General features: G+C 41.6%; 11 protein-coding genes. 7 read left to right on the plus strand and 4 right to left on the minus strand.

The genetic code is table 11. The features are described 5' to 3' along the window. The first annotated feature begins 54 nt into the window (after nt 1–54). The 7 genes from SFRI_RS03320 (at nt 55) to SFRI_RS03350 (ending at nt 8207) form a co-directional block, all read left to right on the plus strand. On the plus strand, nt 55–1230 hold the full coding sequence (locus SFRI_RS03320; RefSeq protein ID WP_011636136.1) for a phosphoglycerate kinase: 1176 nt from the start codon (nt 55–57) through the stop codon (nt 1228–1230). A gap of 155 nt (nt 1231–1385) precedes the next feature. Then, nucleotides 1386–2450, plus strand: a complete 1065-nt coding sequence (gene fba / locus SFRI_RS03325) for a class II fructose-bisphosphate aldolase (RefSeq protein ID WP_011636137.1) — start codon at nt 1386–1388, stop codon at nt 2448–2450. Between the two features lie 192 nt (nt 2451–2642). Then, entirely contained in the window at nt 2643–3983 is a 1341-nt protein-coding gene (locus SFRI_RS03330) for an MATE family efflux transporter (protein WP_011636138.1), read from the plus strand. A gap of 115 nt (nt 3984–4098) precedes the next feature. Continuing rightward, nucleotides 4099–4839 carry a DUF481 domain-containing protein gene (locus SFRI_RS03335; protein WP_011636139.1) on the plus strand — a complete coding sequence of 247 codons (741 nt, stop codon included), beginning with the start codon at nt 4099–4101 and terminating at the stop codon, nt 4837–4839. Nucleotides 4840–5459: 620 nt separating this feature from the next. Next, entirely contained in the window at nt 5460–6107 is a 648-nt protein-coding gene (locus tag SFRI_RS03340) for a hypothetical protein (protein ID WP_123777948.1), read from the plus strand. After that, a complete protein-coding gene (locus SFRI_RS03345) occupies nt 6100–6675 on the plus strand; it encodes a hypothetical protein (protein ID WP_041412763.1) in 576 nt (191 codons plus the stop codon). Before SFRI_RS03340 ends, SFRI_RS03345 begins: the two co-directional genes overlap by 8 nt. 89 nt (nt 6676–6764) lie before the next feature. Further along, nucleotides 6765–8207, plus strand: coding sequence for a hypothetical protein (locus tag SFRI_RS03350; protein ID WP_011636142.1), 1443 nt, complete (start codon nt 6765–6767; stop codon nt 8205–8207). Between the two features lie 160 nt (nt 8208–8367). Here the strand turns inward: SFRI_RS03350 and SFRI_RS03355 are convergent, their stop codons facing one another. From SFRI_RS03355 to SFRI_RS03370, 4 genes are all read right to left on the minus strand, one after another. Beyond that, nucleotides 8368–10617 (minus strand): PAS domain-containing protein, encoded by a 2250-nt coding sequence (locus SFRI_RS03355; protein ID WP_011636143.1) that lies wholly within the window; start codon nt 10615–10617, stop codon nt 8368–8370. A 90-nt stretch (nt 10618–10707) separates the two neighbouring features. Further along, the gene (locus tag SFRI_RS03360; RefSeq protein WP_011636144.1) at nt 10708–11340 is read right to left on the minus strand and encodes a TatD family nuclease-associated radical SAM protein; all 633 of its coding nucleotides are present in this window, start codon (nt 11338–11340) and stop codon (nt 10708–10710) included. 145 nt (nt 11341–11485) lie between these two features. Beyond that, nucleotides 11486–14638 carry an efflux RND transporter permease subunit gene (locus SFRI_RS03365; RefSeq protein ID WP_011636145.1) on the minus strand — a complete coding sequence of 1051 codons (3153 nt, stop codon included), beginning with the start codon at nt 14636–14638 and terminating at the stop codon, nt 11486–11488. Between the two features lie 2 nt (nt 14639–14640). Further along, nucleotides 14641–15840: an efflux RND transporter periplasmic adaptor subunit gene (locus tag SFRI_RS03370; RefSeq protein WP_011636146.1), complete on the minus strand. Its 1200-nt coding sequence runs from the start codon at nt 15838–15840 to the stop codon at nt 14641–14643. Nucleotides 15841–15895: the final 55 nt, after the last annotated feature.

A 15895-nucleotide genomic window follows, 5' to 3' on the forward strand; every position in this document is an offset into this window, starting at 1 on the left:
GGGTTACCGTTGCGCAGCAAGACTTTGTATTAACTTAAAAAGGAACTGCTAATTATGGCAATTATTAACATGACAGATTTAGATCTACAAAATAAGCGCGTGCTTATTCGTGAAGATTTAAACGTACCTGTCAGCGACGGTGTTGTAACAAGTGATGCTCGTTTACGTGCATCATTACCAACAATTCAACTTGCATTGAAAAAAGGCGCCGCCGTAATGGTGATGTCTCATTTAGGCCGTCCAACAGAAGGCGAGTTTAACGCTGAATATTCAATGCAGCCGGTAGTCGATTATTTAGCTAAAGCGTTAGATTGCCCAGTGCGCTTAGTGAGTGATTATCTTGATGGCGTTGACGTGAATGTTGGCGAAGTCGTCGTATTTGAAAACGTTCGCTTTAATGTTGGCGAAGGTAAAAACGATGAAGCACTGTCTAAAAAGATGGCTGCATTATGTGATGTTTATGTAATGGATGCATTTGGTACGGCTCATCGTGCTCAGGCATCTACTCATGGTGTGGGTGTTTATGCTCCTATTGCCTGTGCTGGTCCATTATTATCACAAGAATTAGATGCATTAGGCAAAGCGCTTGATAACCCTGCTCGTCCAATGGTGGCGATAGTTGGTGGTTCTAAAGTGTCGACAAAATTAACCGTGCTTGAAAGCCTATCAACTAAGGTTGACCAACTTGTTGTGGGTGGCGGTATTGCCAATACCTTTATCGCAGCTGCGGGCTATAAAGTCGGTAAATCATTGTATGAAGCTGATTTAGTTGAAGAAGCAAAGCGTCTTGTGGCAAATGCTAGAAGCCGTGGTGGTGATATTCCAGTACCAACAGATGTTGTTGTAGCAAGCGAGTTTAGCCCAACTGCAGCCGCAACATTAAAGTCAGTTGCGGACGTGACCGACAGCGATATGATTTTTGATATCGGCCCAGACAGTGCAGAAGCACTGGCTAAAATTATTGAACAAGCTGGAACCATCGTCTGGAATGGCCCAGTCGGCGTGTTTGAGTTTGATCAATTCGGCGAAGGCACTAAGCGTATTGCCCAAGCCATTGCTAATTCTAAAGCGTTTTCTATTGCTGGTGGTGGTGACACTCTAGCGGCAGTTGATAAGTACAATATTGCTGACAAAGTGTCTTATATTTCAACCGGCGGTGGTGCTTTCCTTGAGTTTTTAGAAGGTAAAGAATTACCTGCTGTAGCAATGCTTGAAAAGCGTGGCGCTTAGATCACACATCAAGTATTTGTACCGCAAAACCTAATAATAATTATTATAAAAAAATGCTCTGTCATAACCTACAGGATGTAGGTTGTGCCAGAGTGTAAAATCCGTCCAAACGATAGCGACCTAGGTGAGTAATCACCCTATTAATGGAGAACAAAATGGCTCTTATCTCTCTACGACAACTGCTTGATCATGCTGCTGAGCATGGTTATGGCGTCCCTGCATTTAACGTGAACAACCTTGAACAAATGCGTGCAATTATGCAAGCGGCTGAAGCGACTGACAGCCCTGTGATTGTGCAAGCATCTGCTGGTGCACGTAAATATGCTCGCCCACAATTTTTAAAATATCTAATGGCTGCTGCACTTGAGCAGTATCCGGATATTCCGGTATGTATTCATCAAGATCACGGTACTGATCCTGACATTTGTCAGCGTTCAATTCAGTTAGGTATGTCATCAGTAATGATGGATGGCTCGTTAATGGCCGATGGTAAAACACCAGCGTCATACGAGTACAACGTTGATGTGACTCGTCGTACTGTGGCTTTTGCTCATGCATGTGGTGTGTCAGTTGAAGGTGAAATTGGTTGTTTAGGCAGTTTAGAAACTGGCCAAGCAGGCGAAGAAGATGGTGTGGGTGCTGAAGGCATTTTGAGCATGGACCAAATGCTAACAACTCCAGAAGAAGCAGCGCGTTTTGTTGCCGATACTCATGTTGATGCATTGGCCATTGCGATTGGTACTAGCCATGGTGCTTATAAGTTTAGTCGTAAGCCTACTGGTGATGTATTACGTATAGACCGTATTAAAGAAATTCATGCGCGTATCCCTAACACGCATTTAGTCATGCACGGTTCATCTTCTGTACCGCAAGAGTGGCTGAAAATCATCAACCAGTATGGTGGTGAAATTCCAGAAACTTACGGCGTACCATTAGAAGAAATCGTTGAAGGTATTAAGCACGGCGTGCGTAAAGTGAACATTGATACCGATTTACGTTTAGCGTCAACAGGTGCAGTGCGTAAATTCTTAGCTGAACATCCTGCAGAGTTTGACCCTCGTAAATTCTTGAAAGCATCAATGGAAGCGATGGCTGACATTTGTACGACTCGTTATGAAGCATTTGGTTGTGCGGGTATGGGCTCTAAAATTAAGCCTAAGTCACTGCAAGCAATGTATAAAGCTTATCAATCTGGTGAACTTGACCCTAAAATCATGTAAACCTGTTTTACGCTAGAATAACAAATCAGCTCATTTTTCGAATGAGCTGATTTTTTTTCAATAAATAACGAAAAGCGTTGTTTTTTTAAACGCTATCGAGCATCATCCTCGCCTCAAAAAATTGACCCTAAACATCATCGCTTACTGATATAACCTTATTCTGTTAGCCATCTTAATAGTTGAATTACTCATATGCTTGTTAAGCCAAATACTCCCTTATCCTTATTTTCATTGACCTGGCCATTGTTCGTCGACTTTGCTTTGCACTTTTTAACAGCAGCAATTAATACTTTTATGATAAGTCATGTGTCGTATCAGGGAGTGGCGGCGTTGTCTGTAGGTAACATGGTGTTTGAGCTAGCGATTACGTTATTTAGTTTCGTTAGTATTGGCGCTAGTGTTGTCATTACCCAGTATTTAGGCGCCAATAATAAAACTGCAGCCAGTGCCGTGGTGTATTCATCTATCGGATTCAATTTCTTAGTTGGCTTGGTCGCAGCGGTAGGTATTTTAACCGGCTCAACCATGATGTTGAATTTAATGAACTTACCAGCCGAGCTTATGGCCGATGGTAAATTGTACTTACAAATTGTCGGTTTATGTTTAATTCCTGAAGCAATGGCCATGTGCTTAGCGGCGGGAATGCGTGCTCATGGTTTTACCCAGCAAGCCATGTGGGTAACATTATCGATGAATGTGATCACCTTTATCGGCAACTTATTATTACTCTATGGTTGGTTTGGTTTGCCACAAATGGGTGTAGCAGGTGTCGCTATTAGTACTGTTGTCGGGCGACTAGTGGGTGTGAGCATTATGATGGTGTTGTTTGTACGCTATACCAAAATACCATTACATATTCCGAGTATTTTGCGTCCAGATAAAGCCATGCTGAAAAAAGTGTTTCACATTGGCTTGCCTGCAGCGGGTGAAAACGTCTCATGGATGCTGCAATTTATGGTAGTCACTTCATTTGTTGGCTTAATGGGTGATAAGGCCTTAGCGGCGCAGTCATTATATTTTCAGATTTGTATGTTTATCTTATTGTTTGGCCTGTCGATAGGCATTGGTAACGAAATTATTATTGGCCATATGGTGGGGGCTAAGCAATTAAAAGCCGCAGAGCACCAAATGTATCGCGCATTAAAGTTGGGTTTGATTGTGACCAGTATTGTGGCTTTATTCGTTGCAATATGGGGACCTAATCTTGTCGGTCTGTTTACGGATGAACAGGACATTATTGTCCTTGTGGGGCAATTATTTGTGCTCACGTTAGTTATGGAACCCGGTAGAACCTTTAACTTAGTGGTGATTAATGCACTAAGAGCTAGTGGAGATGCCAAGTTCCCATTTTTTATGGGCTTATTCTCAATGTGGTGTATTGCGGTGCCTGGTGCTTATTATCTCGGGATCCACTTAGAGTTTGGTTTGCTGGGCATTTGGGCCGCTTTAGCGCTTGATGAATGGGTTAGAGGGTTGGCGATGTTGTGGCGTTGGCGCAGTGGCCGTTGGCAATCTAAGAGCCTTGTAGCTTAGCGCTTAAGGGGATGACTATTTTTCAATTCTGCGATCAAAGTGTTAGTATGCGTGGGAATTTTAAGCGCATGCCCCCCATTAGATTTTGTAAATAGTAAATAAAGGACGAAATGACATGAAAAAACTGCTACTTACTGCAGCAATTACACTAACCATGCCATTTGCAGCACATGCTGGAAGTGAGTTTGTTGAAGGTGATGCCACTCTTGCTGGTGAAGCAGAATTAGGTGCGACTTTAACCACAGGTAATACCGATACTTCTTCGTTTAAAGCGCGCCTAGCGTTGAAACAAGAATTAGGTGACTGGGAAAACGAGTATGTGTTTGAAGGATTATACAAAGAAGACACAGAAGAAGTGACTGCAAAGCGTTATTTCCTTGGTGTGCAAGGCGACTATCAAATTAATGATGTGAGCTATTTGTTTGCTAACACTAACTATGAAGTGGATCCATTCACGGGTTACGATTTCACTTCAACGACTTCAGCTGGTTATGGTCACCGTTTTATTGACACCGACAGAATGTCTTTAAAAGCAGAGGCAGGTCCTGGTTATATTTATCAGCAACTTGATGAAGAATCAGCACTGGCAGAAGGTTATGATAGCGACGACAGCGTTGTTGCTCACGCGGTGATTGATTTCCAAACCAAGATCAGTGATTCATCTAAGTTCCAGCAGAAATTTGTTGCCGATTGGGGTAGTAAATTAGATGCACGTTCTGAAACGTCATTAACTGCAAATATCGTTGGTGCTCTAGCGATGAAATTTGCCGTTATTGTTCGTTATAACAGTGAACCGCTTGATGACAAAGAAAGTACTGACACTGAAACAAACATGACATTACTTTACGCATTTTAAGTTAATAGCCTTAAGTTAACTTGAGTGTAAGTAACAGAAAGCTGGCTTTGCCAGCTTTTTTTATGGACCGTTAGCCGTAATATTATCTTGCTGGTATACCAGAAAAACTTGCTGATGAGCCACTGTTAATCCGTAGCCTTATTCAATCGCGGCATTAACTCGCTTGAAAATATCCCTCCAACCGTTATTCATCACTGATTGAGTTGATTCTATCTTTAAAATGCTCGCTATTGATGACTCTATTTATACTATTGCCTGCTTGATTAACTGCACTCCTTATTAGGCCTGTATTTACCTTGCTTTAACCTTTCTCATTCCAAATATGGTCGAATCAACAATGATATAAATTAGCGATTTCTACATTCATTATCATGCAATTATACCTTGCGCAAATAATCACCATATTCGCGAACTAGTTCACGAATATGCAATATTATCCACAGGATAGCCGACTTAACAACCATGCAACTCTCACTTTGAGAGTATACTTTTTGTATCGGTCGATACACTGAGACAGTGCGATGCAAATAGGATGTTGTTGGTTCGACAATACACGACGTTTGTTGGTCGATCAGACCACGGCAACTCAGTGGCATTTAAATGATCACGAGTATTGGGTTTTGAGCCAGTTAGTCCAACATCGTGGTCAAGTTGTTCCCTTATCTATGCTTGAAACTGTGGCTATTTCAGGCGACTGTCCTCACCAATTATCCCATGCTGAACTACTCGATATTATCAGCAAAATTATCAATTACATGTGTCAGCGCCATACCAATCTTATTGAATATGTACCAGAACAGGGGGTGATTTTATATACCACAGCCACCGCTAAGCGTACCAAAATATTGGAACTACCTGAGCGGCTATTATCTTTAGGTCAGTATCTGTTTATTATTGTAATTCTATTAGGTGTGTTGTTATTTGTTTACTCTAAGCTAAACCCTCCGGAGTTTGCCCAGGCCGATGTATTGCGTCAAGTGTTGACCCCTGATGGGCATATTGTTCAGCTATTTGTATTTGGCAATAATAATCAGCAAGATGCCATATTACATGCGGACTGCTTATCATCGCAATTACGTCTTTGTCATAATATTCGCTGGGATTCAATTCACGTTGCTCTGTCTGCCAATCAAGATTATATGAGTTTCACATTGACCGACGCGAGTGAAACGACACCATTAGTTAATAGCGTTAAAGTCAGTATCGATGATATGAGTACGCCATTTATCACCCAGCAATGGCTACAAAAGGTACACATTTGTGGCTAGATTAATACACATTAAAATGCACCGATTACTGCGGTCAAAACGCGGTAAGCTTTTTTTTGTATTAAGTTTTCTGCTTATCATATTTATTGCTATTAGTGTTCTGAATCGTATTGCAAATACCCATAATGTTTGGTATTTCAATTGCCATGCTGATGGCTATTTTAGTCAACAAGGAGAATCGTTATTAACGGTTGATAAAAGCAATTTATGGTTAATGTTAGACATTGATCATCATCAAGCTCAATTGACTTATAAACTTGATTCCTCAACAGATGTTACTGAAATTGCTAATCTATTAGGTAAGGTCAAGCGTGTTGATATGGGCTCATTTACTTATCATCTAGAATTAACACTACAACCTATCAGTTGGCAAGAAAACAGTCGACTACATCCATATTTACGTAACGAATATGGCATAACTACCCCTGACTTTAAGGATGGTTTTAGTGTATCTCAGCAGATTCAAGTGATTGACCTAGATCAGACATTGACCAAAGCAACGTTAAAATTCCTTCCAAGTAATAACACCTGGTCCTGTCAGTTACTATCCGCAAATACTTCAGACTAATTTTGATTGAATAAATTAACTTTTAGCTTAATATTCCCTTTGCGGTATAGTAGATCAGTGTCAATTTTAAAAGGTGTGTGAAATATATAGTGGCAAAAGTTAAAGTAAAACAAGAAGAAGCGTTATCAATTAAGTTCAGTCATCAAATGGGCCCTGGTGATCAGCGGGTATTTGATCTGTATTTTTATTTGCCAACAGAAATGGGCATTGGTTCGCATACCTTAGATGAAGAGGATTATTATCACAGTAGTATTCTTGGACGTCGCTCTTATTATTCTAAAGGGCTGCATTTACCATTAGTTCAGTCTCGTTTCGTCAGTTTAAATAAACGAACCTTAGAAGAGTTTCGTTTATACCTTAATTTATTCGCTTATCAATTTGCTGTTGCCATTGAAACTGACGTAAAAGAGCTACACCAAAAACTTGATCTCAATGAGTTTTATCCTGCTTTAGATGAACTTTGTGATGTGGTTACGCAACTATTGAAAAAGTTTCGTCGCAATGAACCGAATGATCCTAAGTGGAAATCTTATTTTGAGCATGCAGATAACTACTTGTCTTGGTTTTGTGAACAGCAGTTATTAAAGACATTAGCACGTAGTCCTAGAAGTGCTGACTATAGTGATGTTAAAGAAAAAGTACTTAACTTATGTCGTAACGAAAATCACTACCGCGAGCAAGTATGTAAATACAACTCTATGCAAACCCAGCAAGACGCCAACCGTATTTCTAATAAGATGTTGCTATTGCGTCGACTCATTCAACAAGGCGTAGTATTAAAAGAAGAATTAAAACCGCTTGGGGTAGGGCTAAAGAAGTTTGTTACTGGCGTCGCCACTGGGCTGGTAATGCTAGTGGTATCGGCGTTGATTATAAAAGCGCAAGGTTTCTTTAATGGATTAACCTTGACCTTGCTACTGACGTTAGCAGTCATCTATGGTTTCAGGGAAATCTTTAAAGAGGATTTTCGTAATGCGATGTGGCGCCTTATCCAACGCGGTCGTCCAAGGTGGAGCCGTATTTTACGTGATACCACCACTCAAACTGTGGTGGCCAAGCAGTTAGTTTGGCTTGAATTTATGCGCAGCCAAGATATTCCTAAAGCGGTTTCAGATATTATGAGGCAACGCCACAGCCAGAATAAAGTGGACTCGGAAGTACTGCATTATCGTATTGCAACTAAGGTAACCAATAAGCCCTTTGAGGCAGATTATTCACAGATACAAGAACAAGTGAATTTCAGTTTAGTGCCTTTTGCACGCCATTTAGAGCGTGGAAAAGCTAAAATATACTCAGAAAGTGAAGGCAATATTAGCAATGAATCTGTTGAGCGTCGTTATCAAGTCAATTTGGTTGCGGTGTTACGTGACGGAAAGCAACAACCTGAATATGCTCGCTTTAAAGTGACCATGAATCGTTCAAGCATTGTTGAAATTACCGAAAGTAAACTGCCTGATAATGTTCAGCCTTTCAGGCTCGAATCTGATGAGATCCTTCCTGAAGTGGTTAGTCATCCGAAACCACACGCTTAAGGTTAGATTGAACGCAATACTCGTATTTAAGTGCTCATCGAGTCGCTAATGGATGGGAGTTATCCTGTCATTAAACAACGGTTCCAATTGAATATCACCTGACGTTACACAATACTGCGTCAGGTGATTTTATCGATCAATTTCACCGGCGGTTGTTAGTTTAATGATTACTTTGATTGTTCGTGGGGCGCGTAAAGGCTTGGCAAATGTTCTGGTCAACAGATTGTTTAGCTCTTTTTAATGCTATTTCAGCGTTAGCTAGGTATGTATCTAAACTTTGTGGCTGCAAGTAGCTGGCGATACCAATGTTAATCCCTTCACCTAAATTCTTTTCTTCAAGACTTTGAAGCATATTAATCGCATATTGATGTGCAGAGTTTGCATTTGTTTCGGTCAGCAAGATGACGAGCTTTCCGAGTTGCCATTGTGCTATTTGATAATTAAGCGGTAACTCAATCAATAATTGCAGTTCAATGTCCTTTTGACGCTTTTCAAGCTGGCTCATATTACCCATATTACTGAAAATTCCTTCTGGGTTAATATCCATTACCAGTAAGCTTGAGTGTTCTTTAGTGAGTTCGCTGAGCTTGAAAAAGTAATTTTCAAGCTCATTTAAACGAAGCACTATGGCGCTTCTATGGCCAATGACGTTACTGTTACTTTGGGTCGACACCGCTGGTGTGGTCTCTTCAAATGTGCAAATAAGGTATTCAATATCACCTTCAAATGTCAATTGGCCTGCTAGCGTCGTTTTTAAACAATGGTCATAACGACTATGGTTAAATGGCATAACTTGCGCAGTCCACTCTCCCTGTAGGCTAATTTGTGCAGTTATATTTTGCCATTGATTTTTCAGCTCATCGCCGAGTAGTTCGGTGATCGAAATATTGGTGTCTCCGTGTAAAGACATCAGGTGATCAAATTGGTTATTACATTTTATTATTAATCCACTGGCATCGGTGAGTGCCATAGCAACCGCTCCGCTACTCATTAATTGATAGAGATAGGCTTGGCGTTGACTTTCAAACAATGCGGTAATGTCTTCAAATGTGACTAACCAGTAATGTTCATTACTGTTAGGGCACTTTTTACTGCGAATATGTGTTTGTAGCATACTACTATTTAGCGTCTCTAAACTGATCTCACCATGCCATTGTTTATGATGGGTTAACGCCTCTTTAATGTGATTAAAGCGTTCATCATCAAGATGCAATACTCGTTGCAAACTGCGGTCTTTAAGAACGTCAGCTGGTAAAGATAGTGCAGCAGCAGCTTTGGCATTTATGCTCTGGATTCGACCGCTATCGTTAACGATTAAACAGCTCAATTCGCTGTTAAACAAACCGTTACTCAATTGAACGCTATTTTGCTTTGCGCGTCGCTCAAGTACAAATCTATGCCTTAGTATTATCAGTAAACTGGCGAGCAGAGCGATTAAACATCCTGCGATAATGATCACTATTCGCCATTGTGCATATCGAGCAGCAATGTCGTCATGACGAATATAAGACAATAGAAAGTATTCTCTTTTGGTTTCGTATTGACTGGTTAACTCGACTTTTAAATACACGAAAGTGGAATCATGGCTGTGAAATTGGCCAAAGTTATTCATGGCCATCACTCGCCACAATTCTGGGTAAGATTGCTTTAAACTTGCGCCTAGTGCATCGGGCATATTGTCTAGTGGTGCAGGTTGGTTGGCTCCTGCATAGAGGAACCCTTGAGTATCTAGCATGAGCAATGGTGAATTTTGATTAAAAAAAGCCGGTTTTATTGTTTCAAGTAATTTAACGATCGAATTGTAAGTGACCAAATAGCCTTTAATACTTTGGTCTGGATTTTCAATCCATGATAACTGATAAAAATAGGGTTCTAAGATGCCATCAATCGGCGTAAATGCCATTGGTGAAGTGTAAATGTCGTTGCCGCCCATATTTCTGCCCGAGCCTAATAATGCAGCGGGGAGTTGCATGTTATTGAAACTACCGGTAGTGGCAAATTGGAGTTGCCCTTGAGGGTTAAACAATGCCAGCCCAAGCAGTTCTGGAATATTGTCAGTTAATGAATCCCAGTTTTCGATGGTTTTTAATTGCAGCTTTTCTGATGGGTTTTGCAGGTATTGTCTCAGTAACTCACCTTTGGCTATGATTTGGGTTCTAAACTGTAAAAATGACACTTTGTCATAGGCTAATGACGCGACAGTTTGTAACTCACTATAGCGCTGATCTGCCCAATCTTCTTGTAGGCGACGCTCGCCTAAATTGACCACCATGCTAGTGACAATAAACACCGCAATTAATAAAATAATCAATTGGCTTAACAGCGAAAGAATGTGCTGTTGCGACCAATGAGTCGCCTGTGAAGAAATTAATAACGAGTTTGAAGAACTCACAGCTGTGTGTTTAGACATGGTGCCACTTTTTTAGCATTCTCTTGGTGGCAATACTAGCATGAAGCCGGCAGTCGCGAAAACGTCTAGCTGCGATTAGGCGCTATTTGTTTAACCAATATTATCAAGTTCCCGCTGTTTAAATACTACGCCATTTCGTTCTGCGATATCACGGCAGCGGTCAATGTTGACATTAGCGAGTCCGTTAATGGCACTCACTTGAACTTGGGAGATATAACTCGGTGCAAGCTTAATAAAATCCAGCAATGCAGTATACGAATTGGCAAGCTTAGGGCGGCAATGCTGTTGATAGCTTTCTGGTGTATCGGCGTTAAGCGAAATAGACAAACTGTCTATACATTGACTGAGCTCTGGCAAAATATTCCTTCTATGAAAGTGGTTACCGAGGCCGTCAGTGTTTAATCGCACTTTGCCGCCTTGCACTTTTATTGCATGAGCAACTTGCAGTAAGCAGTCAAGGTTTAAAGTCGGTTCACCAAAGCCGCAAAAAACATATTCTTCAACCTCATGTACATTGCCTAGCAAGGGTAAAACGTCCTCAGCGATAATGCGTTTAGTGAGTGATAAGTCATAATCATGCACTTGTTTGGAGCCATTATGTTTGGGGCAAAACTGGCATCTTAAGGTGCACCTAGCAGTAATATTGAGATAACGGTGCTTGCCGATATCGTAAACTAATGTTGGTATAGGTGAGGTTGGCATTGGTAACGTTGTGTCGGTCATGTCAGGCTTTCTTTCATGGAGATTATAGCGGTCATTTTAGCTGAATTTTAATAGTGACTATGTTGCTCAGCTCGCAGATTTTACTGCAAAAAAAACAGAGCTAAGTTAGCTCTGTTTTTTTTGTTAACAATCGGGATTAATTCGATTAATGGTGCTCGTCAGAGCTGAACTCACTTTCAGCAGGTTTAGGTTGCCACCACCAAATATAAAATCGTCTTAATAGGCGTTTTATATCATCAAGAATAATGTACAAAATAGGCACTAAAATTAACGTCACTACAGTAGAGAACAAAATACCGAAAGCTAATGATGTCGCCATTGGGATGACAATTTTAGCTTGTAAGCTTTTCTCCATAATAATCGGCACCAAGCCAACAAAGGTGGTTAGCGAAGTTAAGATAATTGCTCTAAAGCGATAACAACCCGAGTCGATAGCTGATTGCATTAGCGACTTACCTTCTTCACGAGCTCGGTTAACAAAGTCGACTAAAATAAGCGAGTCGTTTACCACTACCCCAGCTAACGCCACAATACCGCATAAGCTCAATACACTCATGGATAAGCCAAGAATGTAATGACCAAACAAGGCGCCAATCATGCCGAACGGGATCACTGACATGATAATGAGTGGTTGAGTGTACGACTTTAATGGAATAGCCATTAAGGCATAAATAGTAAACATGGCAAAAAAGAAGCCCTGCGCTAACCCTAGCATGGCATTTTGTTCATCCAAGCTGCCGCCATCTAATGCTGAAGCCACTTTAGGGAATCGTGCTGTGAGTTCAGGTAAAAAATCTTCCTGAATTTCAGCGACCACTTTCGATGGTTCAACATTGTTTTTATTCACATTGGCGGTAATGGTGATAGCACGTCGGCCATCGACACGAGTAATAGACGCATATGACTCGCCCAATTCGATATCTGCTACGGTTGAGAATGGCACCGCCGCGCCAGACGGAGTGCGGATAAGCATGTTTTCAAGATCACCCACAGTACGGCGTTGTTCTAATGGGTAACGCACCATGACTTTCACTTCTTCTTTATTACGTAAAATACGTTGGGCTTCATAACCATAAAAGCCGTAACGGACTTGGCGAGCTAAATCAGACAGTGTTAGTCCTTGTGCTTCTGCTTCTGGGCGAATGTTTAGTCGTATTTCGTGTGAACCGGATGAGAAGTTATCGGTAATATCATACACGCCTTCATAAGTGGCCAGTTTAGCCTTAAGTACTTTGGCCGCTTCAGATAGCTGGCCTAGGTCGGTTGCCGTTAAGCGGAATGATAAATCTCCGCCAGCATCGTTGGTACTGGCATTGATGTTAAGCTTTTTAACTGACAATAACTCGGGCAGTTGTTTACGCCATTCTTCTGCAATTGCGACGCCGTCGACTTCGCGGTCTTCGCCTTTGGTCAGTTCGGTAAACACAAACGCACTGCTGCGTGAGCTAAGCTCAATGTAGCTGTGTTTCACCATTGGGTAACCGTATTGCTCTTCAAGTTTGGCGTTCATCTTGTACAACGCATCTTCGACTTGTTGCAGCACTTTTAAGGTGTTTTGTTCAGAGCTGCCTTCTTCCATTTCAAGTTGTACTTGAATAAAATCGGATGGAATATCAGGGAAGAAAACCCAACGCACTTTGCCACTTTGCACTAACGCAATCGACAAAATCAGTACCCCAATAAACACTGCCACCACGCTGTAACGTTGTTTAATGCAACGCTCTAAAAAGTGACGATAGACGTTATGAATGAAATGCTGTAACCATTCGTTGAGGGCAAATTTAAACCGCGATAAAAAATGGGTTGGTGCTGTGCGTTTTTTGATTTTCATGTGAGCTAAATGTGCGGGTAGAATCAGTTTTGATTCGATCAGCGAAAATGCTAAACACAAAATCACCACCATACCGATGGATTTCCAAATAATCCCCATGGGCCCAGACACCATAATCATTGGGATAAAGGCGGCAATGGTGGTGAGTACCCCAAATGTGGCGGGCATGGCTACTTTTTGCACACCTTTTACGACGTTATCCAACGAGTGGCCGTTTTCTTCTAACTCGGTATAGGCACTTTCGCCGATGACAATGGCATCGTCGACGACGATCCCCAGCACCAGAATAAACGCGAATAAGGTCAGCATGTTAATCGACATGTTAAACGGCTCAAGTGGCATCAGTAGCATGGTGCCCAAAAAGCACACCGGTAAGCCCATCATGACCCAAAAAGCGAGTTTAAGATCTAAGAACAAAGCCAAAATAATAAATACCAGCAGGGCGCCATAAAACATGTTCGACAACATCATGTTTAAACGGCCTTGCAGGTAGTGAGTTAAATCACCCCAGGTATCAAGTTGAATATTACTTGGTAAGCTCTTTTTACGTTCGGCAACATAAGCTTTAACTTGCGAAGAAATATCTAACGCATTTTGATCGTCGATACTGGTAATTTCAATCACGGCAGCAGGTTTGCCGTTAAAGCGGGTGTACTCTAAACGTTCTTCAAAATCATCATTAATGGTGGCCACTTGCGGTAACATAATCCGGCTGCCATCAGCACGGGTTTCTACTACAATTTGAGCAAAGTCATCTGCAGTATAAGCTTGGCCTTTTGTACGTAGTAAGATGTCACCGTCTTGGGCACGAATAGAGCCACCGGGTAAATCAATCGATGAGTTTTGTACTGCTAAAGCGACTTGGGTAAACGTAATACCATATTCACGTAATTTGTCTTCAGACAGTTCAATGCCTATTTCGTAGTCACGAACACCAGTAACTTTTGCTCGAGTGACCGCGGGTAAATCGGTAATGTCGTCGCGTATACTCTTCGCCATTTCTTTCATGTCATGCAAGGTCATGTCGCCATAGACCGACACCCAAATGACATTGTTTTCTGGCTTTATTTGGTAAATATTGGGTTTTTCGATGTTATCTGGAAAGGTCGCAATAGCATCGATACGCAGCTTGGCTTCATCTAAAACTTGCTGTACTTCGTAGCCGTCTTCGACTTCAATCGTCACTGAGCCAACACTATCACTGGCAACAGAAGTGACTTTTTTAATCCCGCTTATGTCTTGAATAGCCTCTTCAATTTTTATATTAATCCCTTCTTCAATTTCTTGTGGCGCAGCACCGGGGTAGGCCACATTGATATTGATGAGGTTTAATTCAAATGTTGGAAATATTTCTTTATTAATCAATACAGCACTAAACAAACCGCCAATAAGCAAGGCTGCCATCAGTAAGTTGGCGGCGACACTGTTGCGGGCAAACCAGGCGATAATTCCTTTATTAGTATCCATTATTATTCACCTGCAGTCGTAGCGGCTTGGGTGTCAGTATCGACTGGTTCAGTCTTGGTTTCTTCGCCCAGTACTTTGATAACCTGTCCTGAATTCAAGCTGTTAATGCTAGTGGTTGATACGCGCTCATTTGCCTTGAAACTGCCTTGAATATAAATGGTATCAACGTCTGAGCGAATAATGTTCACCTTGCGCATTTCGATAATATTATCTGCACTCACTACGGCAACCTGACCATTACGCACCACATGACGAGGTAGCTTTACTACATCATTAACGGTTCTGCCTGTGATAACGGCATTAACAAAGCTGCCGTATTTTAAGGGTAACTGACCTTCGGTTTTGTTGTTGCGCAGATACGGGTCATGAATTTCAGCAACGAGGTATACCATGCGAGTTTGTTCGTCGATGACGTTTTCGCTGCGCACTATATTTCCTTGCCAAGAGACTTGCTTACCCGCCAGCAATGCTGTGAGTGTCACTGCGGTTTCAGGATTATCGACAGACTCTAAATAAGCGAGATCTTCATTTGCTAACGGCAATCTGATTTCGGCAATACTGGTGTCGTATAGCTCACCTAAGTTTGTGCCTAACGTGACATATTGGCCTAAGTCGACATTGCGGGCCTTAATTATGCCGTCAAATGGTGCGCGAATAACGGTGCGCGCTAAGTTACGTTGTGCGCGTGCTAATGCAGCTTCTGCATACTTGACGTTGGCTTGTTCCTTTTTCAGTTGTGGAATACGTAACCCTAGCTCTGGCGGTAAGCCTTTGCCAAAGTCTTTAAATTCAATTTTAGCCACTACACCGCGGGCTTTTTCTTCATTTAATGCAGCTGTTGCTTGAGCGACAGTCGCTTCGGCCTGAATAAGGTCAGCTTCGTAATCAGATGGTTCGATAATAGCCAGTTGTTCGCCTTTTTTAACCACGCCACCAGCAACAAAATTGGCTGAAATACTCAACATGCGCCCTTGAACTTCGGTGACAAGCTGAGTTTTATATTTGGGATTTACCACGCCATAAGAGGGTAAGTTAAGCGACAAGGTTTGCGGCGTAACAGTTTGCACATCAATAATAGGTACACTGATAGCTTCATCTTTTTGCTCTGGAGCTTCTTGGGTGCTAATAAGTGCTAGGGCTAACCCAACAAATACAATAATGATCAAGAGTGGTGACAATCTTCTTAGTATGATTTTTATCATTTCTTTTGCGTATCCATGCTGAAATAATGCTAAAGACAGTTAACTTCGTTGGCTA

Origin of the sequence: Shewanella frigidimarina NCIMB 400, assembly GCF_000014705.1 — a bacterium.
GTDB classification, from domain to species: Bacteria; Pseudomonadota; Gammaproteobacteria; order Enterobacterales; family Shewanellaceae; genus Shewanella; species Shewanella frigidimarina.

What these genes read in the sequence shown, in the direction of transcription:
- SFRI_RS03360 (WP_011636144.1), bottom strand. Translation starts at nt 11,340, where the DNA reads ATGACCGACACAACGTTACCAATGCCAACCTCACCTATACCAACATTA.
- SFRI_RS03355 (WP_011636143.1), bottom strand. Translation starts at nt 10,617, where the DNA reads ATGTCTAAACACACAGCTGTGAGTTCTTCAAACTCGTTATTAATTTCT.
- SFRI_RS03370 (WP_011636146.1), bottom strand. Translation starts at nt 15,840, where the DNA reads ATGATAAAAATCATACTAAGAAGATTGTCACCACTCTTGATCATTATT.
- fba (WP_011636137.1), top strand. Translation starts at nt 1,386, where the DNA reads ATGGCTCTTATCTCTCTACGACAACTGCTTGATCATGCTGCTGAGCAT.
- SFRI_RS03330 (WP_011636138.1), top strand. Translation starts at nt 2,643, where the DNA reads ATGCTTGTTAAGCCAAATACTCCCTTATCCTTATTTTCATTGACCTGG.
- SFRI_RS03320 (WP_011636136.1), top strand. Translation starts at nt 55, where the DNA reads ATGGCAATTATTAACATGACAGATTTAGATCTACAAAATAAGCGCGTG.
- SFRI_RS03335 (WP_011636139.1), top strand. Translation starts at nt 4,099, where the DNA reads ATGAAAAAACTGCTACTTACTGCAGCAATTACACTAACCATGCCATTT.
- SFRI_RS03365 (WP_011636145.1), bottom strand. Translation starts at nt 14,638, where the DNA reads ATGGATACTAATAAAGGAATTATCGCCTGGTTTGCCCGCAACAGTGTC.